Source organism: Gordonia sp. DT30 (assembly GCF_049844915.1).
Classification (GTDB): domain Bacteria; phylum Actinomycetota; class Actinomycetes; order Mycobacteriales; family Mycobacteriaceae; genus Gordonia.
Genome location: NZ_JBNCLY010000008.1, coordinates 71,967 through 97,943 on the forward strand (window position 1 = coordinate 71,967; position 25,977 = coordinate 97,943).

Below are 25,977 nucleotides of genomic sequence, written 5' to 3' on the forward strand. Positions count from 1 at the left end.
TGTATCGGACGACCGTCACAGTTCCTGCCCCACCGCACCGAACACACAGCGTGGACGTGGAAGGCAACCTACCAACCGGTAACTTGCCTTCGGGCGATGACACTAGCCGATGAATGGGGCCGAAGGAAAGTGGGCCCCGTTTCACTGGCCGCCACGGGTGGTCTTCCCGTCGGATGGTGGCCGATCGTGACGTGCCTCACGCTCTCAGGAGTGCGCGAATCCTCGATCGCCGGGCGCGTCCGGGGACTCGTCGCCGACCACGATGCCGCTCGTGGCGCTCGGCGCACTCGCGTGGTCGTCACCCTGCTCGGCTACGGCCGCAGGCGCACCGGGCACGCGAGTGGCCCACGCCTCCCGTACCCGCGTCAGCGGTAGCCACCACGAGATGAGCAACACGAGGACGAGCCAGATCAGCGAGGAGTTGCCCCAGATGACCTCCCACCAGCCCCACCGCAGCTCGTTCAGGTTGGCGCTGGGCAGGAATATCGACGGTCCGGGTAACTGCGCCAGCAGGCCCAGCACGCCCAGCCCCAAGAACACCGCGCCGCGCCGGTCGCCGGGGCGTGCCCGTAGCGCACGCACCCCGATCGTGACGAACACGAGAATGAACACCGACGTCAGCACCCAATGGTGAATCCAGGCGGCCGGGGTGGCCAGCAGCGCGACCGCCCACGCCGACAGGAAGCAGAGCTCATACTCGCCGCGCCGGGCGAGGAACCAGGCCAATGCGAGACAGTAGAGGCCCGCGACGGCACACAGCGCCAGCCACCAGTGCGAGCGGACGCTGTCACTCAGCCCCATGCGCGCGAGGACGCCGGCGATGCCCTGGTTGTAGACGTAGGCCAGTCCCCCGATCCGCTCGGGATCGAAGACCGTCGCCGTCCAGTACTTCCACGAGTCCGACGGGGCGATCGCCCACGCGAGGCCGGTCACTGCGAGGAAACCGATGGCGACGTTGATCGCGGCCCGCCACTGCCTGCGCACGATGAAATAGATGAGGATCACCGCCGGTGTCATCTTGATGGCCGCGGCTATCCCCACCAAAAGGCCCCGGTACGGTTCGGCCCACGCCGGGCGGCGATCCCAGAGGGTGTCGGCGATGACCAGCCCGGCCAGGATCAGGTTGATCTGCCCCAGGTCCAGGGTGACGCGGATCGGTTCGAGTTCGAAAGCCACGCCGGTCAACAGCATCGACCAGCCGATCGGCAGATCGCCGCAGCCGACCCGGCGCAGCAGGATGCGGATGAGCCACCACGTCAGCGCGACCCCCAGGATCAGGAAGATCACCGACAGCACCCGCACGGGCAGCCAGCTCATCGGCACGAAGGACACCGCGGCGAACGGCGGGTAGGTGAACGGCAGAATGCTGTCGTTGGCCTGCGGCATCATCGAGTCGTAGAGATGCTGCCCGTGGAGCAGGAACTGGCCGCCGTAGCGGTAGATCTGCAGATCCACCGGCGGACCCCAGTATTTGGTCGGCCCGAGATGCACCAGCCACGGTTGCCCGAACACCCGGCACACCCCGAGTACGAGAGCTACCGCCCCGACGACGTTGATCGTCGTGAACGCACGACGGGACACAGCAGCAGTCACGCGGGCTGATACTAGTCTGTGCGCGGCCCCCGACCGGCATCGCAGTCTCCGGCCGCCCAGCGCCACGCCGACGGACACAAAAGAGGGCCGGTGCGGGCTCTCACCCACACCGGCCCTCTCGTGCCGGAGATTCCGCGTCACGCGGAGATCGCGACGACCGTCTTACTTGACCGACACCTTGGCGCCGGCCTCTTCGAGCTTGGTCTTGGCAGCCTCGGCGGCTTCCTTGTCGACCTTCTCCAGGATCGCCTTCGGCGAGCCCTCGACGAGGTCCTTGGCCTCCTTGAGGCCCAGACCCGAGACGACCTCGCGGACGACCTTGATGACCTGGATCTTCTTGTCGCCGGCACCCTCGAGGATGACGTCGAACTCGTCCTGCTCGGCAGCGGCCTCGGCGGCAGCGGCCGGCGCACCGGCAGCGGCGACGGCGACCGGAGCGGCCGCGGTGACCTCGAAGACCTCTTCGAACTTCTTCACGAAATCGCTGAGCTCCAGCAGGGTCAGTTCCTTGAACTGATCGATGAGCTCGTCAGCGGTGAGTTTCGCCATGGTGGCGTCCTTCCTGTCTGTCCCCGGTACGGGGGTGGTTCATCCCGTCCGGGATGGGGTACGGGTTCCCGCGGCGCGGGAAAACTGTTGTGCCGGCGGGCTTTACTCGCCGGATGCTGCTTGCTGCTTCTCCTGCAGGGCCGCGGCGAGCCGCGCCACCTGCGATGCCGGCTGATTGAACAGGCCGGCAGCCTTTGCCAGATTGCCCTTCATGGCACCGGCGAGCTTGGCCAACAGGACCTCACGGGTCTCAAGGTCGGCGATCTGTTCGATCTCGGCAATGGACAGCGCCCGGCCGTCCATGTACCCGCCCTTGATGACCAGAGCCTTGTTGTCCTTGGCGAAATTCTTGATCGCCTTCGCGGCCACCACCGGCTCGCCTTCGATGAAGGCGATCGCGGTCGGACCGGTGAACAGCTCGTCGAGCCCTTCCACGCCCGCCTTCTCGGCGGCACGCTTCACCAGGGTGTTCTTGGCGACGGAGTAGGTTGCACCCTCGCCGAGGGAACGACGCAGATCGGTGATCTGGCTGACGGACAGGCCACGGTACTCCGTGACGACCGTTGCCGTAGCGCCCTCGAACTGCTCAGCGATCTCCGCAACCGCGGCGACCTTTTCGGACTTGGCCATACTTCGCCTCCTTCCTCATCACTCGAGTTGAGTTGGTCAGATTCAACCGGTGACCGCAGGAGGCGGACAGCACCCCCGGCGAGCACATCCGCTCGATGAACGAAAGCTCCCGGAACGACAAAACGCCCCGGCACGCAGAAGGCACGGGGCGTCACATGTGAGCACACCGGAATCCGGTCGCCCACTCGTTGTTCCACGTTCTCCCTGCGTGGGTCGCCGACACGGATGTCGTCCTTCGATCGGGATCGCTCCCGATGACCAACGGTCTCTGGTTGAACCGATACGACGTGGCAATGCACGTCACACCGAGGTTCGAGATTACCGGACACGACGCCCGGCGGCCAAATCGCTTGCCCGGGCCGGCCGCGACCATCGAACGAATGAGTCGGCACCCTTGCCGGCCTGCGCATTTCGCTGTCGTGACCCAATTGGCGCCCACCTCGATGCGGTTCCTATATCCGCCATGGACTACAGTCGGCGGTCGGTAGTGACGTGGGCCACAGACTGTAAGTCCGGTTCCACTTCTGCTGCCGAGCACACGACGGGGTGTGAGCGGCGCCGGTGGGTCCGGCGCCAGGGTCACGCCCCAGGCAGGGTGAAGCGCCATGACCTATCAGTTGGACCCGAAGTCCCCGGTGGTGCCACGCACCGGCCCGGCCACATCAGGCCGGTCCGCTGCCGCGCAACCAGACCGCGGGCGTGCCACGCCGCGCTCGGCCCCGCGCTTCGGCACCCTGCCGCTCGGCGATCCGACCGGCGGCGCCGACGGTATCCGCTGGCGTGAGTCCGTCGACGGCGCTCAGATCTACCCGCGTGTGGTCATCGACCGCGACGTCAAACTCACCATGAGTGACGGCGCCACCTTGCGGGCAACCGTGATCCGACCCGCCAACCGCTTCGGTCAGACCGTCCTCACGCCCTATCCGGCCATCGTGAACATCAACCCGTACAACCGGGCGACGGTCGACCTCGTCGACAACCTCACCCACGCCCCTGTCCTGGGACGCGCGCTGCGCGTCGCGTCGACGTCGCTCGACGCCACCGATACCGCGCTCGGCGGACTGACGCGACTGACGGGCACCCTCGCGGGCGGCATCCTCGACGTCTTCGGGATCAACCGCACCCTCGTCCGCAGCGGATACGTGCAGGTGATCGTCGACGTCCGCGGCACCGGCGCCAGCGGCGGCAAATGGCAGATCCTCGGCGCCCGCGAACAACAGGACTCGGTGGAGGTCATCTCCTGGGCCGCCGAACAGGATTGGTGCGACGGCCGGGTGGGACTGGCCGGCTGGTCCTATTCGGCGATCAACTCCCTGCAGGCCGCCGACAAGCGGCCACCCGAGCTCGGTGCGGTCTTCGCCGTCGAGGGCTGCGACGACATCGTCCGCGACATCTACATCACCGGCGGCATGCCCTCGGCGTTCATCCCGATGTGGCTCTCGGTGGTCAACGTCCTCAAATGGGTGCCCAATCCGTCGACCTGGATGCGCGACGCGCTGCGCGGCGACACCCTGGCTTGGCTGCGCGACCGCGTGGCGTCGCCGGCGACCGAGATCCCGTCGCTGCTCTGGGGCTTCCTCACCGCGCGCGACGACCGCATCTTCGACGATCCCTACTTCGACGAACGAGATCCGCAGGTCGACCGGATCGAGGTCCCCACCTTCACCGTCGGCGGCTGGCACGATCTGTTCGGCGGCAGCGCGACCGGCATCTATGAGCGCCTCGAGCTCGAACCGGGCCGCAAGCAGATGCTCATCGGCGACGGCTACCACTTCGACGTCGGCACCGGTCACGGATCCAGCTCGGCCCCACCACGTCTCGACGTCCTCGAGCGCGCCTGGTTCGACCGCTGGCTCAAGGGTCAGCGCAACGGGATCGACTTCTATGGGCCGGTCACGATGATGCAGCAGGGTGGCTCATGGACCTCCGGGCCGTCCTTTCCCCGCCCCGGCGTCCGGCCGCAACGGCTCTACCTCACCGACGACGCGTCGGACACCGCCGAACACTCCGTCCACGATGGATCGTTGAGTCCTGTTCCCGGGCAAGGGCTGTCATCGCTACACGTCCGGCCCGACCTGCGCGGCCTGGCCTCGCGCGACATGACCCAGGTGACGGCCGGGGCGTCGATGGTGTTCGGCAACTCGTTCACCACCGATGCCCGATTCCAGGAACGCGGGGCCCTCTCGTTCACCAGCGCCCCGGTCACTGCGGCCACCCACCTCAGCGGGGCACTCAACCTGCGCCTCAACGTCGCCACCACCGCCCACGAGGCCATCTGGGCGGTGACGGTCAATGATGTTGCGCCCGATGGCTCTTCGGCCGTCCTCACCAACGGGGCATTGTCGGCCACCAATCGCGCGCTCGACCGGTCACGGTCGAGCTTCACCGACGACGGAACCCTCGTGGACGCCTATCACCATCTGTCCCGCAAACGTAAGCTGCCGGTGCCCGCCGACGAGCCGGTGCGCATCGACATCGGCCTCGTCCCCACCGACGCGGTCCTCGAACCCGGGCACCGATTGCGCGTCGATGTCTACGCCGCCAGCTTCCCGCGGTACCTGACGGTCGTGCCCGACCTGCTCAAGGCCCGTGGCCGGCGCCAGCGTCTCGTCCTCGATCCCGCGCACCCGAGCTACCTGACCTTCCTGGCCGACGACGGACTCGCCCGCGCCGATCACCGCAAGCCCGAATCCGAGAGCACGACGCGGTAGACGAACCCCGCCTCGGGCCCGAGGACCGTGCCGACGAGTTCGGTGAGGGTGAGCACGAATCCGCGTCCGTGCGCTGGGCCCGCGCCATCGTCGAGGTGGTGGGCCAACTCGTGCAGGATCACCAATTCCCGTAGGGCCCAACGCCCGTCCCGCGATTGCGGGATGGCGATCTCGCCCGTCTCCCGCCGATATTCGGCAGCCCGGAAGCCGCGCCGGGCACGCACCGACACCGGCACCTCGGCGCGGACGAAGCGTTGCCGTACCGCGGGCATCGCGAGCACCCGCTCGACGTAGTCGCGCACCGAATCCACCGACGAGAACAACGCCTCGACGGGCAGGGTCAGCTCGGTACCGGCGATCTGCACCGTGCGCGCCGACCCGGGCCGCTCGAACATCCGCAGTAGCAGCCGCTCGGCCTCATAGAGCCGGGATCGTGCCGAATCGCGCGCAGTCATCGCCCCGATGCTAACCGGCGCATGCCCGTCAACCGTGTCGGCGGCGCCTTGTGCCCGGCCGCCGGCAGATGCCCCGCTACCATCTCCCACAGCCGCGAATGAGGGAGCCACTCGATGAGGGAGGGTCGATGAAGGCACTGGCGTCCGACCGGATCCAGCGATGGCGCGCCCGCGGCGCAGGCATCGCCGACCGGGCGTTCTCGTTGCCGGGCGCCCCGCTGGTGGTGCGCATCGCGCGCGAGTTGGCCACCGCGAGTCTCTCCGACCGGTCGATGACGCTGTCGGCACAGGCCTTCACCTCGGTGTTGCCCATCGTCATCCTGCTCACCACACTTCCCGTCGGCCGCACGTACCTCGATGAGGCGTTGTCGAATCTGGGCGTACACCCCGAACGCATCGACGCGTCGCTGTCCACATCGACGACCACGGCGTTCGGTGTGATCGGTGCGCTCATGACGATCGCCGGCGCCACCTCACTCGCCCGTGCACTGGGCCGCATGTACATGCAGACGTTCCGGGTGAACAAGCTGTCGTGGCGCAGTTGGTGGCGATGGGTGCCGGTGATCTTCCTCTTCCCGGTTGCGGTGGTGGCGCAAGGCCTGATCACGCCGGTGCACAGCGCCAGCGTTTTCGGGGTGCGGTTCAACGGAACGGGTGCCCTCGGCCTGACGGTCGTCATCGTGGTGACCTTCCTGATCTGGTGGGCGCTGTGGACGGTCGTGCCCCGGCTGATGGTGTCCAAGCAGGTGCCGATGCGGTTGCTGGCGGTCAACGGCGCACTCACCGGCGCACTCGTCACGGTGTATCTGGTGGGCAGTCGCATAATCCTGCCGAAGACGGTGTCGGGGACCATCAACCACTTCGGCACCCTCGGCATGGTGTTCCTCGCGATCAGCTGGCTGTACTTCTACGCCATGGTTCTGGTCGTGTGCGCCACGGTCACCCATGCGATCGCCACCGACGACGGCCCGCTCGGGCACCTCGTCGGCGGGTTCACCGGGATTCCGGCACCCGCCCCCATCGCGCGCAGTTCGCTGGCACTCGCCGACGCACGCATCGAGGCCGACGACCGGCATCCGTGACCGCCGCGGATCGGTGAGCGCAGCGCATCGGTGAGCGCGCCGGCGCGGGAGCCTCAGGCCTCGAGAGCGCCCCGCGGGGCCCCGAATTGCGGGTCCGCGCCGATCTTCGCGCGCCGCCCGGCGCGGTCACCGGCCCGCCGCGCGCCCTCCGAGTAGCCCGCCGACGCGCTCGTCGGCCGCCACGTACCCCGCGCCCGCGACTCGGTGCGATAGAAGTCGACGACCTCGATCTCCTTGTTGCGCAACGCGAGCGCGGTCGACGACCCGGAACCGCGTGACCCCTCGAGACCGGCTCCATCGGGGCTCGACTCACCGTCGGCCGCGATCGCCTCGCGCCGTTGCTCGTCACGTGCCTGCGTCAGCCGGGCACCGATCCGCTCGGCGAAGGCGGACTGAAAGTTGAGACGGGCGGTGATGGGCGCCAACGGTTTTCGCTCCACGACCTTTCGCGACCGCCAGCCCTCGTCGCGGCGCACCACGCGCGCCGACATCTCGTTCTTGTACTCCCCCGACCGCAGATACGCGTCGCTCGCGGCCACCATCTGCACCACCAGCGACGTGTAGAGCGCCTCACAGGTGTCGATGTCGGATTCGAAGCCGTACGCCAGCACGAACGTCGAGTTCCCGGCGACGTCGACGGTGACGTCGTTGGCGCGGGCGATCGCCACGAACAACTGCACATACGTCTTCAGCCCACGCTTGCCCGCCTCGCCGATGGCGATCTGCCGCGAGATCGGGGTGGTCGTGGTCCGCGCGGCCGGGTCGTGGGCGCGGGCCAGCGCCAGGTCGATCGCCGATTTGGTGGCCAGGCGCTGCGCCGCGGCCATGAATGTCTCCGCCTCGTGCGGATTGTCGGTGTTCTCCGCCTGACGCAACAGTCCGGCGATTCGGGTGAGCAGCTTGTCATCGCGCATACAGATCAGACTATTTCGCCCACCGATCGGTTCCACTCTGCGCCCGATTTCTTTCACACCGCGCCCAATCTCTTTCACACCGCGGCCGAGCCCTTGACTTTCCCATCCGGAAAGTAGAGACTACTTTCCAAGTAGGAAACCCTTGAACGAGGAAACCCTTGAACGAGGAAACCAATGACGAGGAGGCCGATCCGCATGGCCGACATCACCCCCCACCAGGCCCGCGCGGCTCTCGACGAGGTCGCAGGCGCCCGTCGTCGCGTCGCCGATGCGGTCGGATTGCCGCAGCTCTACTGGACCGTCATGGCCATCGGCTGGATCGTCCTCGGCATCCTCACCGACTTCACCCCGGCGTGGGTGGCCACCGTGGCAACCGCCGCCTTCGGCGCCGGGCATGCCGCCGTCGCCGGCCGCCTGCTCGACGGACGCCACGCCCACCGGGGCGTTCAGGTCAGCCGCGCCGTCGCCGGTCGCCGGGTGCCGCTGATCGTGATCGGCATCCTGCTCGTCGCCGTCGCGGTGACCATCGGATTCGGTTTCGCCCTCGACGCCGACGGCGTCGAGCACTCGGCCACCTGGGCCGCGGTCATCGTGGCCGCCGCCATCGGATTCGGCGGCAACACCATCTTTGCCGCCATTCTCCGGCGGGTGCAGCGGTGAGGACTCCTCGCTTCGACGAACTCATCCACCCCAGCACGCGGCTCTCGTTGGTCGCCACCCTCGCCGCCAGCGACTGGGCCGAGTTCGCCTACCTCAAAGACCGTCTGGCCCTGTCGGATTCGGCGTTGTCCAAACAACTCGCCACCCTCGAAGCGGCCGGGTACGTCAGCACCGAACGCCCGGTCACCGGCCGTCGGCGCACGGTGCGCGCCCGCCTGACCCCGACCGGCCGCGCCGCCTTCGACGGGCATGTCGCCGCACTGCGGCAGATCGTCAACCGGCAGATCGTCGACCTGCCCGACGAGACCACCCCGGCCGGACCGATCACGACCGGAGGAGAAACCGGATAAATCGGGCACCGTCGCGCGCCTGCGCCTCGACGGGCTTATCGTCTGCATCACCAGTGCAGCAATGGCGCTTCACCATTCGATCGAAATGATGGAGGCGCACATGCCCGAAGGGCACGAAAACCTGACCGACGACGAGGCCCACCTGGCGCGTCTGGGCTACACCCAGGAACTGCACCGCTCGTGGTCGGGATTCTCCAACTTCGCGATCTCCTTCTCGATCATCTCGATCCTCTCGGGATGCTTCACCTCCTTCGGACTCGGCTGGAACAACGGCGGCCCGGCGGCGATCGCCTGGGGCTGGCCGATCGTGTCGATCTTCATCCTGCTGATCGGTTTCTGCCTGGCCGAACTCGTCTCCGCCTATCCGACTTCCGGCGGAATCTATTGGTGGGCAGCCAAACTCGGCGGCGCCAAGGCCGGCTTCTACACCGGGTGGCTCAATCTGATCGGGCTCGTCGCGATCCTCGCATCGGTCGCCTACGGCGCGGCCACGTTCCTCGACCTGACCATCGGCACGTTCAGCGAGTCGTGGTTGGCCGGTTACAGCCTGACCCGGGTGTTCATCATCTTCCTGATCATCCTGGCGATCGCCGTCCTGATCAACATCTTCTCCGGGCACCTGTTGTCGATGCTGAACAACATCTCGGTCTGGTGGCACGTATTCGGTGCCGCCGCAGTCATTCTCATCCTCTTCCTCGTACCCGACCAGCACGCGTCGGTCTCCGACGTGTTCGCCCGCACCGTCAACAACTCCGGGATCTTCAGTGGCTCCACATCGCACGCCGGGTTCATCCTCTACATCCTGCCCATCTCGGCGATCCTGACCCAGTACACGATCACCGGCTACGACGCATCCGCACACATCTCCGAGGAGACCAAGGGCGCCGCCGGCGCTGCGGCCAAGGGCATCTGGCGTTCGATCGCCTACTCCGCGATCGGCGGCTGGGTACTGCTGCTCAGCTTCCTGTTCGCCGTGCAGGACGCCGACGGCGTGACCAAGGGCGGCGGTGCGGTGGCCACCATCTTCACCCAGGCCCTCTCCTCACGGTGGGCCGGGGTCGTCTTGCTCATTTCCACTGCGGGGCAGCTGTTCTGCGCTGCCGCCTGTCAGACCAGCGCCTCCCGGATGATGTTCGCGTTCAGCCGCGACGGGGCCGTTCCCGGCCACCACCTGTGGAAGCAGGTGAACGCGCGGGGCGTACCGGCCTACGCGGTGATCGCCACGGCCGCGGTCGCCGCGATCATCACCCTGCCCGCCCTCGTCGCCGTCGACATCAACGGCGCACCGGTGCCGGTCGCGTTCTTCGCAGTCGTCTCGATCGGCGTCGTCGGTTTGTACCTGTGCTTCGCCGTCCCGATCTACTACCGCTGGCGGGCCGGCGATTCCTTCGAATCCGGCTCCTGGACACTGGGCTCCAAGTACAAGTGGATCGCCCCGTTGGCGCTCGCGGAGATCGTCGTGACCTCGGTCATCGCCATGTTCCCGACCTCGCTGGGCGGCATGCCCTGGGATCAGAGTTTCGCCTGGAAGTACGTCAATTACACACCCCTGCTCGTCGGCGGTGCCCTCATCCTGCTCTACGCGTACTGGCACCTGTCGGTGAAGAAGTGGTTCACCGGTCCGATCACGCAGACCGCACCCGCACCCGTCCTGCAGGAGACCTGACGCCAGTCGCAGACGCTCATCATCCCCGGTGCGCCGGGCGCCAATCGGGCGCCCGGCGCACCGCAGTAACGTCGAGCCCGGACGGGCACGACAGGGCGATGACGGGAGCGCGACATGGGATCGACGACGATACGGCGCGGGATCACCGCATTGGCGATCTGTGGGGTGGCCCTGCTGCCGGCGGCGTGCGTGAACTCCGCCGACCCGGCCGACACCGGATCGACGTCGGCGACCGCCAACAACCTGAACCCGCACACCCTCAGCCGGACCGCCGACGAGGTCAGCCGATCGGGGCTACCCGTCACCGATCAGCATGACGTGACCTCACAGGTGTGCCCGAAGGCCGGGTGCGCAACAGCGCTGGCCACCGACCAGTTCACCCTCATGCAGTTCACCACCACCGGGCGCGCGGAGATCTACCTCGGTGAACACCTTCAGGCGTTCCAGGTTCTCAACGTGGTCGTCGACTTCCCCGCGGGCACGCCCGCCGACCAGCGGACCCGCTACCAGAACGCCATCCAGACGGCGCTGTCCTGAATCCCGGGCGCCGTCACAACCCGAACTGCTGCTGCATGTTTCGTAGCGTGTCCGCCGATGCCAGCAGCCCCGCACGCTCGCCGTCGGACATCGCGACCTCGAGCCGACGGGCGCACCCGCTGCGGTCCACCAGCGACGGCAACGAGAGACAGACGTCATCGAGGCCCTCGAATCCGGTCGCCAGCGTCGACACCGGCAGCACCCGGTGCTCGTTGTTGAGCACCGCCTCCACGATCCGGGTGGCCGCCAGGCCGATCGCATAGTTGGTCGCGCCCTTGCCGTCGATGATCTTGTACGCGGCATGCACGACCTCGTGGTGGATGCGCCGACGCACGTTCTCGTCGATCGGCTCATAGCCGGGCAGCGCTTTCCAATCCCGCAGTGGCACACCGCCGATGGCGGCCGAACTCCACAGCGGGATCTCCGAGTCGCCGTGCTCGCCGACGATGTAGGCGTGCACGTTCTGCACCGCCACGCCCGCGTGCTGCGCGATGAGGAAACGCAGGCGCGACGAGTCGAGCACGGTCCCCGACCCGAACAGCTGATGGGGCGGCAGCCCACTGATCTTCAGCGCGGCGCTGGTGACGATGTCGACCGGGTTGGTGACCATGATGAACACCGCATTCGGTGCCGCCTCGACGGCCTGCGGCAGGATCGCCTGCGTCAGCCCGATCGTCGCCTCCGCCAACTCCAGACGCGACTGTCCGGGTTTCTGCTTGGCGCCGGCGGTGAAGACGACGACGTCGGAATCGGCGACGACGTCCATCGTGTCACCGCCGACGATGTCGGTGCGCGGGACGAACTCCAGCCCGTGCGACATGTCGAGCACCTCGGCGGTGACCTTGGCGGCGTTGATGTCCATCAGCGCGATCGTGCGCGCCACCCCGCGGATCAGGGAGGCATAGGCCACCGCCGTCCCCACCGCCCCGGCACCGATGACGGCCAGCTTGGTCCCTCGTGCGTCCATCCCACTACCTCCGCGAGTCCTCGGGTGCCGATTGCTCTCAGTCCTATCCCATTTTCTCCGTTCGCGCGGTCCGAGCTGGTTCACGCGGTCCGTCGACGGCCCGCGCGAGCAAGTTCGACCCGCGCGACGTTGCGACCGGCACGCCCGTCGCCCGACATCGTCGCCCTGTCCGGTCGGACAGCGTCCACCCCATCTGCTTGGTTGAACATCTGATCATTTGTTCATGTGTTCTTGTGTTGGCCGGGAGACCGCCGACATGCTCGGACATGTCATCCACCGCGACACAAGGAGATCGACGTTCATGGCCATCGAGCTGAATCAGATCTGGGACTTCCCGATCAAGGACTTTCACCCCTTCCCCAACGCAAAACTCGGAGTCGGCGCCCACGACATGCTCGGCGTCGAGGCCAAGGACCTCGGCATGACCCGGGTCCTGTTGATGACGACCGGACTGCGCGGCTCCGGGATCATCGAGGAATTGAAGGGCAAGATCGAATATCAGGGTGTCGACGTCGTGCTCTACGACAAGGTCGAGTCCAACCCGAAGGACTACAACTGCATGGACGCCGCAGCGCTCTATCAGTCCGAGAAGTGTGACGGCATCATCTCCGTCGGCGGCGGCTCGAGCCACGACGCCGCCAAGGGCGCCCGGATGGTGATCGCCCACGACGGCCGCAACATCAACGAGTTCGAGGGCTTCTCCAAGGCCACCAACAAAGAGAATCCCAAGCACATCGCGGTCTCGACGACGGCGGGCACCGGATCGGAGACGTCGTGGGCCTACGTCATCACCGATACCTCCGACATGAACAAGCCCCACAAGTGGGTGGCCTTCGACGACACCTGCCTGGTCGATCTCGCAATGGACGATCCGCTTCTCTACTACAGCTGCCCTGAACACTTCACCGCCTTCTGCGGATTCGACGTTCTCGCCCACGCCAGCGAGCCCTACGTATCGCGGCTGGATTTCGCCCCATCGCTCGGAAACGCCAAGTACGCCGTCGAACTCATCCGGGACCACCTGCGCACGGCCGTGTACGAGCCCCGCAATCTCGCCGCGAGGACCGGCATGATGCACGCGCAATACATTGCGGCTCAGGCGTTCAACTCCGGCGGTCTCGGACTGATCCACTCGCTCTCGCATGCGGTGAGCGCCTTCTACGACAGCCACCATGGCCTCAACAACGCCATTGCCCTGCCCCGCGTCTGGGAGTACAACCTGCCCAGCCGCTATGAGCGATACGCCGACATCGCCGCCCTCCTGGGTATCGACACCAGCGGCATGACCACCGTGCAGGCCGCCGACGCCGCCGTCGAGGAGGCCATCCGGCTGTCGAAAGACCTTGGAATCCCGGATAATTTCGGCCAATTGAGCGTGGGCAGTTACGAGAAGAACCGGATGAACACCGGCAAGTACGAAGGTCGCGGCGAGACCATGGACACCTCCGACAAGCAGATCCGTGCCATCTCCGAACACATGATGGACGACTGGTGCACGCCGGGCAACCCGCGCGAATGCACCGTCGAGTCGCTCATCCCGATGGTCTCGCATGCGATGACCGGCACGTACTGACCCGAGGGCCGCCGCCCAGAGAACCGGGAGCCTGAGCAACTCCCGCACGGTGGGTCGGCCCGGGCGAAGCAACCTGAACTGACCCTTCGACCCGGACCGATCCACCTCCTGTCCTCGGCAAAAGTGTTGTACACCAACCACAACGATGCCCGATACACAAAGGGGAACCATGCCCGAACCCGCGGTCCCGCCGACCGAACCGCACACCTTCGCGACCGTCGACGACCTCGTCGCCGGCCTCGACGAGCAGGGTTACATCGCCGACCCCGACCTCGCGGTGGTCGTCCACCTCGCGACCCTCCTCGATCGTCCGCTGCTCCTCGAGGGCCCGGCAGGGGTCGGCAAGACCGAACTCGCCAAGGCCCTTGCTGCTGCGTCCGGCCGGGAGCTGATCCGATTGCAATGCTATGAGGGTCTCGACGAGGCACGGGCACTCTACGAGTGGGACTATGCCCGCCAATTGCTGCACGTGCAGATGCTGCGCGACCGTATCGGAGCCGAACTCGCATCCGAGCCGAGTCTTCCGGCGGCCTCGGCGGCGCTCGCACGTGCCGAGATCGGGGTCTACACCGAGGAGTTCCTGATCGCCCGGCCACTGCTCGCCGCAATCCGCTCGAGCACCCCGGCGGTGTTGCTCGTCGACGAGGTCGACCGCACCGACGAGGCGATGGAAGCCGTCATGCTCGAAGTCCTCGCGGAACGACAGGTGACCGTCCCCGAACTCGGCACCTTCACGGCGCGGTCGGCCCCCTGGGTCATCCTGACCTCCAACGACACCCGCGAGCTGTCCCCCGCACTCAAACGCCGCTGCCTGCACTTCCAGGCCGACTATCCCGATGCCGGCCGGGAATGCCGCATCGTCGGGGTGCGTGCGCCCGACGTCGAGGATTCCGTCGTCGCGGAGGTCGTCGACCTCGCCCGCCGGTTACGCGAACTACCGCTCCGCAAGAGTCCCTCGATCGCCGAGGTCATCGATGCCGCGCGGGCCGCGGCCTTCCTCGGCGACACGGGCGGCGAGCATCGCGAAGCCACCCACCGGGCACTGTTGTCGCTGCTCGTGAAATTCGGCAGTGACCTCGACATCGCCCGCCGCGAGATCGAGGCCCCGCACGCGAGCGCCGGTGTGTCCGCCGTCGTCGGAACCGACGGTTCCGGTCCCGCCGGTTCGGTGACCGCCACCGCGTTCGGCGCGGGCCGCGCACGCAGTTCCCTACGGCGCTGAGCACGGTCGACGACGATGGCAACCCGGCACCCGCATTCTCCGGACCCGACCGCCGCACGCGAGATGACCCTCGACCGGCTCGCGGTCCTGTTCGGTCGGGTGCTGCGCCGATTCGGGGTCGGCGTCTCGCCGGCCGAGGTGATCGAGATCCGACGCGTGCTCGACCTCCTCGGCGGCCACGCGCCCGGCCTGCGGGCCGCACTGCGCGCGGTCAGCGTCAAATACGTCCACGAGACAACGGGATTCGACCGCGCCTACGACACCTTCTTCGGCGGACTCGTCGTGGGTGATGGGCCGGGCCCGCGCCCGCGCGGTGCCGCGGCAGATCTCCCCGACGACATCACATGGGACGAGGAATTCGACGGTGCGTCCCGGCGGATCGGTGCCGACGAGCACACAGACGACATCGGCGACCTGCTGGCCGACGACCCGGACGCCCGCGCCCGCCACGCCGAGAGCGCGCACCGCGAGGAGAACGACTTCACGGTCTCCGCGGGCACCGAATCACTTGCGGTCGACCAGGATTCCGACTCGGCGGCCGGCGGGATCACCTACACGATCGACGTGGACGAGGCCGATTCGGCGAGCATCGGGGAGCTGACCGGGCCTGCGGCACGGGTGCGCGGAAACCCACTGGGCGTCGACGGTGCAGCCGCCGTCCTCGCCGCACTCGACGCCCATGATGCCCGGCGGGCCTACGGCGCCGACGGCACCGAGTGGATCGACGACCGGCAGCGCGCCGAATGGGAAAGGGCCCTCGAGGCTTTCGTGGATGCGCTGGCTCGGCGTCTTGCCGAGGCCGACGACATCACCGAACCCGCAGGGGCGGTCGACCGTTCGCCCACCCTCGATCAGGCCGACATCGACCGCGCCTGCCATCGGCTGGTCCAGCGGATGCGCGGGGCGCCACAGCGCATCGTGGCCCGCACCGACCACGGCGGACTGGACATGCGCCGCACCATGCGCTCGGCGGTGGCCACAGACGGTGTGCCGCTACAACTCTGGCGGCGCTCCACTCGTCCTGGGCCGGTCCGTCCGGTGCTTCTCGTCGACGTCTCGCTGTCGGTGCGACCGGTCGCCGGCTTCCTGCTCCGCCTCGCCCAGACCCTGCACCGGCATGGAGATCGATGCGAGGTCCTCGCCTTCGTCGACACGCCGGTCCACGTGACCGAATCGCTCAGACACGACGACGGGGACTCGGCGCTGGCCGCGGTATTGGGCGCCGACGGCCTCGATCTGGCCGCGACCAGCGACTACGGCGCCATGCTCACCGGCCTTCTCGGCACTTTCGGCGGCCTCCTCGGTCCGCGCACCACGGTGATCGTGGCCGGCGACGCCCGCAGCAACGGCTTCGATCCGCGAGTCGACTTGTTCGCCGAGTTGGCGCGGCGAGTGCACCGGGTCGCCTGGGTGACCCCTGAACCGCGCCGGTACTGGAACCAGTCCGGCTGCTCCCTGGGTGCCTACCGCGAGTATTGCGACGCCGTCGTCTGTGCCCGAGACGGCGCCGAGCTCGTCGACCGTGTCGACGAGCTCGCCGCGGCGCTGCGCTGAGAAGGGCGACGATCCTGCCGCGCACACTCAGCTCGCAACAGCACGACTGTTTTCGTTCGCGCGGTCCGAACTTGCTCGCGCGGTCCGAGCTGGTTCGCGCGGGCTGTCGACGGCCCGCGCGAGCAAATTCGAGCCGCGCGAAGGCAGCTCACCGCTCGTCGTCTGCGGGATCGGGGTGCCGGACACATGGTGAGGACGCCGACACCGACACCCGGTCGCTGCCCTCGAAGGAGACGTCGACAGTGAATCTCCGCGCGTCGCGCACGTGACGGTCACGCCAACCGCGCGACGGCATCGCTATCGGATCTATCGGGCTGAAGCCTCGCTGCCCCAGGGCGTCCACTCCTTGCAGGATGCGCGTGATCTTTTCCGAGCCTCCGTACTTCCCGGTTTCGATTTGGTAGCTCCACGGCGGGCCGTCCGGCATCATCGTGTTCGGGTTGGTCCAGCATCCAGACCGGGTGAGCCGCCCAGCTGACAACTCGGCGGGGTCTAAGTCGCGCCACTCGGGATCCAGCGCCCGCATGTTGGCATTGAGAATCGCGACGACCTCCGCACGCGACATCGACACGGCGGGAACGTCGTCCTGGTCCTCGGTCAGGCCGCAGCCGGCAAGCCCGAGGATCATCGCGGCGGCCGCTGCCAGGCGAAGATTCATTGTGGCCGTTCACCATCCACGTGTTCCCCAGTCCTATCCCATTTTCCCCGTTCGCGCGGTCCGAGCTGGTTCGCGCGGGCTGTCGACGGCCCGCGCGAGCAAGTTCGAGCCGCGCGAAGGCAGCTCACCGCTCGTCGTCTGCGGGATTGGGATGCCGGACACATGGCGAGGACGCCGACACTGAGACCCGGTCGCTGCCCTCGAAGGAGACTCCCACAGTGAATTTCCGCGCGTCGCGCACGTAACGGTCACCCCGACCGCGCGACGGCATCCCTATAGGATCTATAGGACTGAAGCCTCGCTGCCCCAAGGTGTCGACTCCTCGCAGGATGCGGGTGATCTTTTCCGGCGAGCCTCCGTACGTCAGGGGGCCGATCCGGTAGCTCCACGGCGGGCCGTCCGGCATCATCGTGTTCGGGTTGGTCCAGCACCCATGGCGGGCAAGCCGCCCAGGTGACAACTTGGCGGGGTCGGAGTCGCGCCACTCGGGATCCAGCGCCCGCATGTTGGCATTGAGAATCGCGACGACCTCCGCACGCGACATCGACACGGCGGGAACGTCGTCCTGATCCTCGGTCAGGCCGCAGCCGGCAAGCCCGAGCACCGCCGCGATAGCCGCTGCCAGGCGAAGAATCAAGTGCCCGTTCACCATCCTCGTTGTTCGATTGCATTCGGTCGTGACCCCGGGATGCTCTCCAACCCGCTCGGGGATCGAGGGCTACTGAGTTCCGAGTCTGGTCCACGCCACAGGTATGGGACGGGATCCTTGCCGGTGATGACCTTGACCATGTTCTGGAACGCATCCGATGATGGATCGTTCCAATAGTCGCCATGGCCATCTGGGCCCTGCACCAACTCGTCCGGGTGTTCCTCGTTCCAGATCCCGTAATACCCGGTGTCGAGCCGGGTCACGCCGGGAGCGGTATCCGGATCACCGCCGTGCTGTATCGATCCCTGACTCTGCGCGTAGTGGATAGGGTCACCCGGCGCTGTCAGCGAATACCGCTCGACATGCGGATTCGGATTCTGCCACGGGCCGTCGAGCACACCGGTACCGGCCGACGACGCATAGATCACCCGGTCGGCATTGAGCCCAAGCTGTTCCGCAGTCCCGACCACGGAGCCGCCGTAGGAGTGACCGATATATGTGGTCGCCGCATCAGGGGCCACATCAGCGAGCGTGCGATCGAGCTCATGACCAAAAGCCACGAGCTTCGGTGCCATATTGTTCGCGTACGTGGTGTCGACTGCCGAATCGTCCGACATCGAGAACATGTTCTGGGGCAGCTCGCCATTCATGTAGAGGATGACCGGGCCGCCCGTCGCGTGTGCAAGGTTCCACGCCGAGTCATGGTTGCTCTGGCTGCCGTTGAGGTTGGTTCCGGTCCCCGGGACGTACACCGCTACGTTCCGAGTCGTCGGAGTGATCGCTCCGACCAGTTCGATCATGTTTCCGTTCGTGGTGTTCTCGAACGCCAAGAAGGTTCGCTCGACCGCACTGTCGTCGGCGCCGTTGCCGTCGGCAGAATTCGCGAAGGGGTCGTCGAACTGCTCGAGCATCGAGACGAGCTGTTTGATCCGGTTCTCGTCAGGCGGGTGAGTCTGACGTTCGTCGATCAACGCGTTGCGAATGTTGACCTCGTTCGCGTCTATCCGCACCGCAAGCGGAACACCGTCCATATTGCCGATGGCCTGTGGGTCGGCCTGGGCGAGCCGACGTAACTGTTCCGGCGTCAAACCGGCGAGCAACTCTGCGCGTTGGTCTGGCGTCATGCTCGCCAGTCTGTTCACCAGCACATCGGGGTCGATCAGGCCGACACCGCGGATGTCGATGTCGGGCTGGCCGTTGATCATCGAGATCAAATCCGAGGCGAGCCCCTCCAACCGCGTACCGTACGTGTCATCCAGGTCGCCGACCGTATCCAAACCACGAATGATTTTCGCCTCGAACGTACGTGCTTGCTCTTCCTTGCTGGGATCCGGATGTGTCACCAGCCCCGTCTCCGACACATCGAAACCCTCAGCGATCGCGGAGTCGACCTCCCGCAGTACGTAGTCCTTGGCGAAACCCAGGTCGGTCGCCGCATCGCCTGCTTCGTCGGCGATCTGGTTCAAGACGTTGCGTACCTCGAAGGCGTGGTCACGTTCCGCATTGAGCTTGGATTCCGCTGCATCATGGGTCTTACCGTGCCAGGTCGTCGAGCTGTGGAACGAACGAATCGACGCGTCGATCGCACCGTCCAATGTGGCGGCATTACTTGCAGCCGTCGATCCGGCCGCGCCGAGTGAGGCTGTATCCCAGGTACGCAGTTGGCTGATGGACGTGCGCGTCACCGGGAGGGCAACCGATCGAATCCGGATGCCGCCGCTCCATCAGCGTCGACCACCCTCGTTGTGAATACCCGCAATTGTGTGGCGAATGCTTCCAATCGCGCCCCGACCGAATCGGTGGCCCGCTTTGCGGGACTGCCCGCGGACCGAACCGCGGCGAAGCTTCGACTACTTTCTCCTGCCGTATCGGTAAACGCGCTGAAAGAGAGCCCCGACACGATGGCACCCTGGCCCTTCCACGTACTCGCCATCGCAATGACCGTCTCGGGTTGAATGGCAAACCGCTGCGGCTGCCCCGGCGGGACCTGAGTGGGTGCCGGTTCCGCCGACCTTGGCATTGTGGTGGCCGCCCCACTCTGGGACATCCCTGGACTCGGGGCGGTTGTCGTTCCAGTCGTTGGAGATGTCAACCCGGCTCCTTTTGCATTTTGTCTGTTTTGTACTTTCCACCAACCTAGCGTCCCATCTCACGTCGTCGGCCAGAGCACCCCAGAAGACTCTTCGCCCCTCACCCGGCGCGGAGAGCGACGAGGATGAAATGCGGCACCACCGGTCGCGCGAAGTGCCGGTGAGGCAGCCATCGCGCACTTATTCTGCACATATGCGCGAATGGCCATGGACGGGGCGCGGTCCAGAACTTCGGCGTATTCGGCGAGAACTCACCCGAGACCCGCCGGGCGCGGTCATGGTCAGCGGCGCCGGCGGCGTCGGCAAGACACGACTTGCCCGGGAAGCCGTCTCCGGCCTGAACGTTCCCGTCTTCTGGGTGGGCGGAACGGGGTCGACCCAACAGATCCCGCTCGGCGCGTTCGCGCCATGGATCGACGACGCCATCGTCGATCCGCTCCGCCGGATCACCGCGCTCCTCGGCACCCTGTCGGCCGCACCGGCGCAGGTAGTCGTCGTCGACGACGTCGACCACCTCGACGAACAGTCACTGTTCGTGGTGCACCGCCTGCTCGCGATCCCCGCGGTCGGCCTGCTGATCACCACCCGCGGCGACGCGGCGGCGTCCACGCGAACCGCCGATCTGCTGCGCGACGGCACGATCGTCGACCTCGAGCTGGCCCCGCTGGGCCGCGCGGACGTATCCGCCCTCATGCGCTGGCGGCTCGGAGCGCCCATCGCGGTCCCGTTGGCGCAGCAGCTGTGGACGATGACCCGGGGCAACCCGTTCTTCCTCGTCACCGTGTGCGATACGAATCTCGACACCGGCCGCATGGTGCTCCGCGAGGGTCGGTGGACCGCCGACGGCCCGCCCGAACTGCCCGGCACCCTGGCCGGGGTACTCGACGCCCGGCTGCGCGCCGTCGGTGACGGGGTCGCCGACGTGGTGAATCTGGTGGCGCTCGCCGAACCCCTCGAACTCGGCGTGCTGTCGGACCTGTGCGCACCGACCGACGTGGAGGCCGCCGAGACCGCCGGCTTCATCGCCATCGAGTCCATCGACGCCTACGGTCGCGGGGCCGTCGACACCGCGCACGTGACTCTCACCCACCCGCTGTATGGGGAGGCGCGGATGGCCACGGTCAGCCGAGTTCGGCTGAACCGGTTGCGCACCAACCTCATTCAGCGCCTCGCAGCCGATCCCGCCGTCGACGCGCAGTCACGGGTGCAACGTGGGCTGCTCGCACTCGACGCCACCCGATCCCTCCCGCAGCGCGCCCCACTCCTCCTCGACGGCGCCGAGGCAGCACTTCATCTGCTCCACCTCCCACTCGCACGGGATCTCAGTGCGGCCGCCGTCGAGGGCTCCTGCGGCCTGCCCGCACTCATCCTGCACGCGTATACCCTCTCGCTGTCCGGCCTGGGCACCGAGGCAGAAACGTTGTTGTCGACCACCCTCGCCGACGTCGACCACGAGATCGACCAGGACGTCCGCGACACCATCGGCTTCATCCGGGCGGCCACCCAGTTCTGGTGTCTGGACGACGCGGACGGGGCCCGTGAGGTGATCGACGCGTCCGGCGTGAGTCTGCCGGTGCGGCAATTGTGGGACTGTCTCATCGCGGCCATCGCCGGCTGCCCCGCAGACGCCATGGCACTCGCCGACCACAGCGAACCGGCAGACCCGTCGAAACCCTTGCCCACGATCTTCGGCATCTGGGGCGCCATCGCCGCACTCGCCGACACCGGCCGGGTGACCGACATGAACGAGGTGGCGAAGTCCGGCTACCAGATCGCCGACACCTTCCCCGCCGCCGCGTATCACCGTGCCGAGCTGAGCTACATGCACGCATTCTTCTGTGCACTGTGCGGCGATCTCGACACCATCGACGGACTGACCGCCGAGTTGATGACGGTGACCGAGGACGTCGGTGGAATCGCGGTGTTCTGGGCCTGGGGAGTCCGGGGTCTGGCGGCGGTGGCCCACGGCGACGCCGCGGACGCGGCCGCCACCCTCGATGCCACCCTCGACGAGATGCGGTCGGCGCAGGCAGCCCAGTTCATGCGCCGGCCATTCGAGGTCGAACGCGCCCAGGCAGCCGCACTGGCCGGCGACGCCGAAACCCTCACCACCCTGCTCGCCGACCTGCCGAACCCGCCGACCGGGGCGCTCGGCTATGCCCGCACCCGGATCTCGTTGCTGCACGCCTGGTCTTCGGCGATCGGCGGATCGCTGTCCGCCGCCATCGACGCGGCGCACCGTGCCGCCGAGTGCGCGCGCGAGCGGGGCCAGCGGGTCAACGAATTACTGGCCCTGCACACCGCCGTCCGCTGGGGCGACACCACGGGACTCGACCGGCTGGGCGAACTGTCCGAACTGCTCACCGAGGTACCTCGCGCACGCAGCGCCGCCACGCACGTCCGAGCCCTGGCCACCCACGACGGCGAGCTTCTGCACGCCGTGGCGCGCGAGTACCTCGGTCTGGGGATGGCCGATCACGCGGTCGACGCGCTCGCCCACGCCGCGATCGTGTTCCGCAACTCCGGCCACACCGGCAAGCGACTCTCGGCCGTCGAGCAGATGACGGCCCGAGCCGACGCCTGCGGGCTTCACACCCCGGCGACCGCAGCAGCCCTCGACACCGTGCCGTTCTCCCCACGACAGCGGGAGATCGTCACCCTCGCACGCCGCGGACTGTCCAATCAGGAGATCGCCCAACAACTTTCACTGTCCACCCGGACCGTCGAAGGTCATCTCTACCGAGCGGGCCTGGTCCTCGGCAGCCCGGTCCGCCCCGGGCATCACTAGCAGTGCACGTTCTGGGGACGGCCGCCGATACGCCGAATCCCCGACCACGTCGAGGTGATCGGGGATTCGGTATGTCAACTGAGTCGCCGCGTCTCAGGCCTGCACGGCCTCCGCGAAGTTGCGGGTGACCTGCGGGTCGACGGGGATACCCGGACCCGTGGTGGTCGAGACGGTGACCTTCTTGACGTAGCGGCCCTTGGCGGCCGACGGCTTGGCGCGCATGATCTCGTCGTAGGCGGCGCCATAGTTCTCGGCCAGCTTGGTGGCGTCGAAGGATGCCTTGCCGATGACGAAATGCAGGTTCGCGGCCTTGTCGACGCGGAAGGTGATCTTGCCGCCCTTGATGTCGTTGACAGCCTTGGTCACATCCGGGGTGACGGTGCCGGTCTTGGGGTTCGGCATCAGACCGCGCGGGCCGAGGACACGGGCGATCCGGCCCACCTTGGCCATCTGGTCCGGGGTGGCGATGGCCGCGTCGAAGTCCAGCCAGCCGCCCTGAATCCGCTCGATCAGATCCTCGGCGCCGACCTCGTCGGCGCCGGCGGCGACGGCCTCGGCAGCCTTGTCGCCGGTCGCGAACACGATCACGCGGGCGGTCTTACCGGTCCCGTGCGGCAGGTTGACGGTGCCTCGAACCATCTGGTCCGCCTTACGGGGGTCGACGCCCAGCCGGATCGCCACCTCGACGGTCGCGTCGGTGTTCTTCGACGACGTTTCCTTCGCCAGCTCGGCAGCCTCCAGCGGGCTGTAGAGCTTGGACTTGTCGACCTTCTCGGCCGCGGCCGCGTAGGCCTTGCTCTGCTTGCTCATTGCTCTGTTCTTTCTCCGCCGGTCACTGTGACCCAGATCTGCGGGTTGGTGGTACGGACCGAGCCGGTCCTCCCACGTGGATGATTTGGCTTCAGCCCTCGACCGTGATGCCCATCGACCGCGCAGTGCCTGCGATGATCTTCGCGGCCTGGTCGATGTCGTTGGCGTTCAGGTCTTCCTGCTTGGTCTTGGCGATCTCGCGGACCTGATCCATCGAGACCTTGCCGACCTTGTTCGTATGGGGCTCGCCGGAGCCCTTCTGCAGACCGGCAGCCTTGAGCAGCAGCTTCGCCGCCGGCGGGGTCTTCAACTTGAAGTTGAAGGACCGATCTTCGTATACGAAGATCTCGACCGGGATGACGTTGCCACGCTGCGACTCGGTCGCGGCGTTGTACGCCTTGCAGAATTCCATGATGTTCACGCCGTGCTGACCAAGCGCGGGACCCACGGGCGGAGCCGGGTTGGCCTGGCCTGCCTGGATCTGGAGCTTGATGATCCCGGCGAGCTTCTTCTTCTTGGGAGGCATCTCTTGAGTTCCTTGTTTGTTTTCTTGTTGATCCACGTCCGCTGGAGGCGTGGAAATCTGTGTGTCGGACCGCCGTGTTCAGGGGTCCACGGGGTCGGAGCCCCGGTGTGGCTAGATCTTCTCGACCTGATTGAAGCCGAGTTCGACGGGCGTCTCACGACCGAAGATCGACACGAGCACCTTGACCTTGCGCTGCTCGGCGTTGATCTCCGAGATCGACGCAGGCAGGGTGGCGAACGGGCCGTCCATGACGGTGACCGACTCGCCGACCTCGAAGTCGACGTCGATGGCCGAGGAGACCGCGGCGGCCGCCGCCTCGACGCTCTCGCCGGCCGAGGACGCCTTGGACGGCTTCTTGGCCTCGGTGCGCGGCATCAGGAACTGCAGCACCTCGTTGAGCGACAGCGGCGACGGCTTGGACGTCATGCCGACGAAGCCGGTGACGCCCGGGGTGTTGCGCACCGCGCCCCACGACTCGTCGTTGAGATCCATGCGCACCAGGATGTAGCCGGGCAGCACCTTGCGGTTGACCTTCTTCTGCTGGCCGTTCTTGATCTCGGTGACCTCTTCGGTCGGCACCTCGACCTGGAAGATGTAATCGCCGACGTCGAGGTTCTGCACGCGCGTCTCGAGGTTGGCCTTCACCTTGTTCTCGTAGCCGGCGTAGCTGTGGATGACATACCACTCGCCCGGGGCACGGCGCAGTTGCTTGCGCAGCTCCTCGACGGGGTCGGTCTCCTCGGGCTCGGCGGGAACGTCGGCCGCTTGCTCATGCGCCGCTTCCTCGTCGGCATCGACCGCAGCCTCGCCACCGTCGATGGCAGCCGCCTCGTCCTCGGCAGCCTCGGCCTGGGCCTCGACGCCGGGTTCGTCGGTCTCGTCGACGCCCGCCTCGACGGCAGCGTCATTGACGGCCTCGTCGACAGTGTCGAACTCAGCCGCTTCGGTGTTGTCCGGGGTGCTCACTGCAGCCCACGCTCCTCTTTCTCACAGTTCCGGTCGGGTCTTCACGTCGACCGCCCGGCCGAGTTCTCTACTCGACCGCGCCGGCCCGGTCGCGCCGTCGACCGTTCCGATCACGCCCGGCGACCATTCGGTCGCCCGACTGGCCGGTCGTTCGGCTCACTCGCAGTGAACCGCTAACCGAACAGCCAGAGGACACCCTTGGCAAAGCCGAGGTCGATACCGAACACGAAGGCGGTCACGACGACGACGAACACCAGCACGGCAACCGTGTAGGTGATCATCTCGCGCTGGGTCGGCCAGATGACCTTCTTCAGCTCGGCGACGACCTGCTGCAGGAAAACCCAGATCCGCACGAACGGATTCCGGCTCTCCGCAGAAGACGTCTTCTTCTTCTTGCGTTCCTTGACGGCGACCGCGGTTCCACCTTCGGAAGCCGTGTCGTCGTCGGAGGTGCCTGGGGCAGACGCCGACCGGCGAGCGCGACCCGACCGCTTGCCGGACGGACGGAGCTCGTTGTCCGCGGCCGCCTTCGTGGACGTGTCGCCCGACCCGTCAGCGCCCTTGTTGGACCCGTCAGCGCCCTTGTCCGACCCGTCAGCGCCCTTGTCCGACCCGTCAGCGCCCTTGTCCGACCCGTCGGGGGCATCGGAGACATCGAGCTCATCGACCGCCGACGCGGCGTCCTCCGCAGCGTCTTTGGCGCGGGCGGCTCGATCTCGCTTGCTCAACTTCGAGGTCCTCTCGTCTACGTATGCCCTCATCAGGGCAGGGGCGACAGGACTTGAACCTGCAACCTGCGGTTTTGGAGACCGCTGCTCTGCCAGTTGAGCTACGCCCCTTTGTGGCCGTCGGCGTCCTGCGGACATTTCACGGGACTGTGCCGGCCACCATCTCGATCCACCCTACGGACTGCCGCGCCGACCGTGGCCATCGCAGTTCCTCCGACAAAACCAACGCGCCACCCTATGGGTAGCGCGCAAGTCAAAGTCAATCGAGACACTTCAGTGTAGAACATGGGCCCGACCGA

Annotated in this window: 23 protein-coding genes and 1 tRNA gene; 10 read left to right on the forward strand and 14 right to left on the reverse strand. The window is 67.0% G+C overall.

All coding sequences use genetic code 11. The features are described 5' to 3' along the window. Window positions 1–204: 204 nt before the first annotated feature. From ACLQ3C_RS10035 to rplJ, 3 genes are all read right to left on the reverse strand, one after another. The gene (locus ACLQ3C_RS10035) at window positions 205–1,593 is read right to left on the reverse strand and encodes a glycosyltransferase 87 family protein (protein WP_425704913.1); all 1,389 of its coding nucleotides are present in this window, start codon (window positions 1,591–1,593) and stop codon (window positions 205–207) included. A 162-nt stretch (window positions 1,594–1,755) separates the two neighbouring features. Continuing rightward, entirely contained in the window at window positions 1,756–2,142 is a 387-nt protein-coding gene (gene rplL, locus ACLQ3C_RS10040) for a 50S ribosomal protein L7/L12 (RefSeq protein WP_425704914.1), read from the reverse strand. Window positions 2,143–2,244: 102 nt separating this feature from the next. Beyond that, the gene (rplJ, locus tag ACLQ3C_RS10045; protein ID WP_425704915.1) at window positions 2,245–2,772 is read right to left on the reverse strand and encodes a 50S ribosomal protein L10; all 528 of its coding nucleotides are present in this window, start codon (window positions 2,770–2,772) and stop codon (window positions 2,245–2,247) included. A 605-nt stretch (window positions 2,773–3,377) separates the two neighbouring features. Between rplJ and ACLQ3C_RS10050 the strand changes: the two genes are divergently transcribed. Further along, window positions 3,378–5,483 carry a CocE/NonD family hydrolase gene (locus ACLQ3C_RS10050; RefSeq protein WP_425704916.1) on the forward strand — a complete coding sequence of 702 codons (2,106 nt, stop codon included), beginning with the start codon at window positions 3,378–3,380 and terminating at the stop codon, window positions 5,481–5,483. Here the strand turns inward: ACLQ3C_RS10050 and ACLQ3C_RS10055 are convergent. After that, complete coding sequence (locus ACLQ3C_RS10055; RefSeq protein ID WP_425704917.1) at window positions 5,447–5,938, reverse strand: TIGR04338 family metallohydrolase; 492 nt, start codon at window positions 5,936–5,938, stop codon at window positions 5,447–5,449. The two genes, ACLQ3C_RS10050 and ACLQ3C_RS10055, sit on opposite strands and share 37 nt — an antisense overlap. Before the next feature lie 128 nt (window positions 5,939–6,066). Here ACLQ3C_RS10055 and ACLQ3C_RS10060 point away from each other — a divergent pair, with 128 nt between their 5' ends. Then, a complete protein-coding gene (locus ACLQ3C_RS10060; protein WP_425704918.1) occupies window positions 6,067–7,020 on the forward strand; it encodes a hypothetical protein in 954 nt (317 codons plus the stop codon). A 53-nt stretch (window positions 7,021–7,073) separates the two neighbouring features. On the opposite strand, the gene ACLQ3C_RS10065 is transcribed toward ACLQ3C_RS10060, so the two are convergent. Continuing rightward, a complete protein-coding gene (locus ACLQ3C_RS10065) occupies window positions 7,074–7,934 on the reverse strand; it encodes a DUF2786 domain-containing protein (RefSeq protein WP_425704919.1) in 861 nt (286 codons plus the stop codon). Window positions 7,935–8,129: 195 nt separating this feature from the next. Between ACLQ3C_RS10065 and ACLQ3C_RS10070 the strand changes: the two genes are divergently transcribed. From ACLQ3C_RS10070 to ACLQ3C_RS10085, 4 genes are all read left to right on the forward strand, one after another. Beyond that, the gene (locus ACLQ3C_RS10070) at window positions 8,130–8,594 is read left to right on the forward strand and encodes a hypothetical protein (RefSeq protein ID WP_425704920.1); all 465 of its coding nucleotides are present in this window, start codon (window positions 8,130–8,132) and stop codon (window positions 8,592–8,594) included. Further along, window positions 8,591–8,944, forward strand: coding sequence for a winged helix-turn-helix domain-containing protein (locus tag ACLQ3C_RS10075; RefSeq protein WP_425704921.1), 354 nt, complete (start codon window positions 8,591–8,593; stop codon window positions 8,942–8,944). Before ACLQ3C_RS10070 ends, ACLQ3C_RS10075 begins: the two co-directional genes overlap by 4 nt. Before the next feature lie 100 nt (window positions 8,945–9,044). Continuing rightward, on the forward strand, window positions 9,045–10,610 hold the full coding sequence (locus ACLQ3C_RS10080) for an amino acid permease (protein ID WP_425704922.1): 1,566 nt from the start codon (window positions 9,045–9,047) through the stop codon (window positions 10,608–10,610). Window positions 10,611–10,724: 114 nt separating this feature from the next. Then, window positions 10,725–11,147, forward strand: coding sequence for a hypothetical protein (locus ACLQ3C_RS10085; protein WP_425704923.1), 423 nt, complete (start codon window positions 10,725–10,727; stop codon window positions 11,145–11,147). A 13-nt stretch (window positions 11,148–11,160) separates the two neighbouring features. Here the strand turns inward: ACLQ3C_RS10085 and ACLQ3C_RS10090 are convergent, their stop codons facing one another. Beyond that, entirely contained in the window at window positions 11,161–12,114 is a 954-nt protein-coding gene (locus ACLQ3C_RS10090) for an L-lactate dehydrogenase (protein WP_425704924.1), read from the reverse strand. A 301-nt stretch (window positions 12,115–12,415) separates the two neighbouring features. Between ACLQ3C_RS10090 and mdo the strand changes: the two genes are divergently transcribed. The 3 genes from mdo (at window position 12,416) to madC (ending at window position 16,463) form a co-directional block, all read left to right on the forward strand. Further along, a complete protein-coding gene (gene mdo, locus ACLQ3C_RS10095) occupies window positions 12,416–13,687 on the forward strand; it encodes an NDMA-dependent methanol dehydrogenase (RefSeq protein WP_425704925.1) in 1,272 nt (423 codons plus the stop codon). A gap of 169 nt (window positions 13,688–13,856) precedes the next feature. Beyond that, a complete protein-coding gene (locus ACLQ3C_RS10100; protein WP_425704926.1) occupies window positions 13,857–14,909 on the forward strand; it encodes a MadB family AAA-type ATPase in 1,053 nt (350 codons plus the stop codon). Between the two features lie 15 nt (window positions 14,910–14,924). Next, on the forward strand, window positions 14,925–16,463 hold the full coding sequence (gene madC, locus ACLQ3C_RS10105) for a MadC family VWA domain-containing protein (protein ID WP_425704927.1): 1,539 nt from the start codon (window positions 14,925–14,927) through the stop codon (window positions 16,461–16,463). 148 nt (window positions 16,464–16,611) lie between these two features. Here madC and ACLQ3C_RS10110 read toward each other — a convergent pair whose 3' ends face one another. From ACLQ3C_RS10110 to ACLQ3C_RS10120, 3 genes are all read right to left on the reverse strand, one after another. Then, window positions 16,612–17,121, reverse strand: a complete 510-nt coding sequence (locus tag ACLQ3C_RS10110) for a hypothetical protein (RefSeq protein WP_425704928.1) — start codon at window positions 17,119–17,121, stop codon at window positions 16,612–16,614. Window positions 17,122–17,245: 124 nt separating this feature from the next. After that, complete coding sequence (locus ACLQ3C_RS10115) at window positions 17,246–17,758, reverse strand: hypothetical protein (protein WP_425704929.1); 513 nt, start codon at window positions 17,756–17,758, stop codon at window positions 17,246–17,248. Between the two features lie 8 nt (window positions 17,759–17,766). After that, window positions 17,767–19,455, reverse strand: coding sequence for an alpha/beta hydrolase (locus tag ACLQ3C_RS10120; protein WP_425704930.1), 1,689 nt, complete (start codon window positions 19,453–19,455; stop codon window positions 17,767–17,769). Window positions 19,456–20,053: 598 nt separating this feature from the next. Between ACLQ3C_RS10120 and ACLQ3C_RS10125 the strand changes: the two genes are divergently transcribed. Then, window positions 20,054–22,648, forward strand: coding sequence for a helix-turn-helix transcriptional regulator (locus ACLQ3C_RS10125; RefSeq protein WP_425704931.1), 2,595 nt, complete (start codon window positions 20,054–20,056; stop codon window positions 22,646–22,648). Between the two features lie 93 nt (window positions 22,649–22,741). On the opposite strand, the gene rplA is transcribed toward ACLQ3C_RS10125, so the two are convergent. The 5 genes from rplA to ACLQ3C_RS10150 form a co-directional block, all read right to left on the reverse strand. Further along, window positions 22,742–23,458 (reverse strand): 50S ribosomal protein L1, encoded by a 717-nt coding sequence (rplA, locus tag ACLQ3C_RS10130; protein ID WP_425704932.1) that lies wholly within the window; start codon window positions 23,456–23,458, stop codon window positions 22,742–22,744. 91 nt (window positions 23,459–23,549) lie between these two features. After that, on the reverse strand, window positions 23,550–23,984 hold the full coding sequence (gene rplK / locus ACLQ3C_RS10135; RefSeq protein ID WP_425704933.1) for a 50S ribosomal protein L11: 435 nt from the start codon (window positions 23,982–23,984) through the stop codon (window positions 23,550–23,552). Window positions 23,985–24,095: 111 nt separating this feature from the next. Further along, entirely contained in the window at window positions 24,096–24,950 is an 855-nt protein-coding gene (gene nusG / locus ACLQ3C_RS10140; protein WP_425704934.1) for a transcription termination/antitermination protein NusG, read from the reverse strand. A gap of 173 nt (window positions 24,951–25,123) precedes the next feature. Next, window positions 25,124–25,678 carry a preprotein translocase subunit SecE gene (gene secE / locus ACLQ3C_RS10145; protein WP_425704935.1) on the reverse strand — a complete coding sequence of 185 codons (555 nt, stop codon included), beginning with the start codon at window positions 25,676–25,678 and terminating at the stop codon, window positions 25,124–25,126. A gap of 38 nt (window positions 25,679–25,716) precedes the next feature. Further along, window positions 25,717–25,789: transfer RNA gene (locus ACLQ3C_RS10150), tRNA-Trp, on the reverse strand. Between the last annotated feature and the right edge of the window lie 188 nt (window positions 25,790–25,977).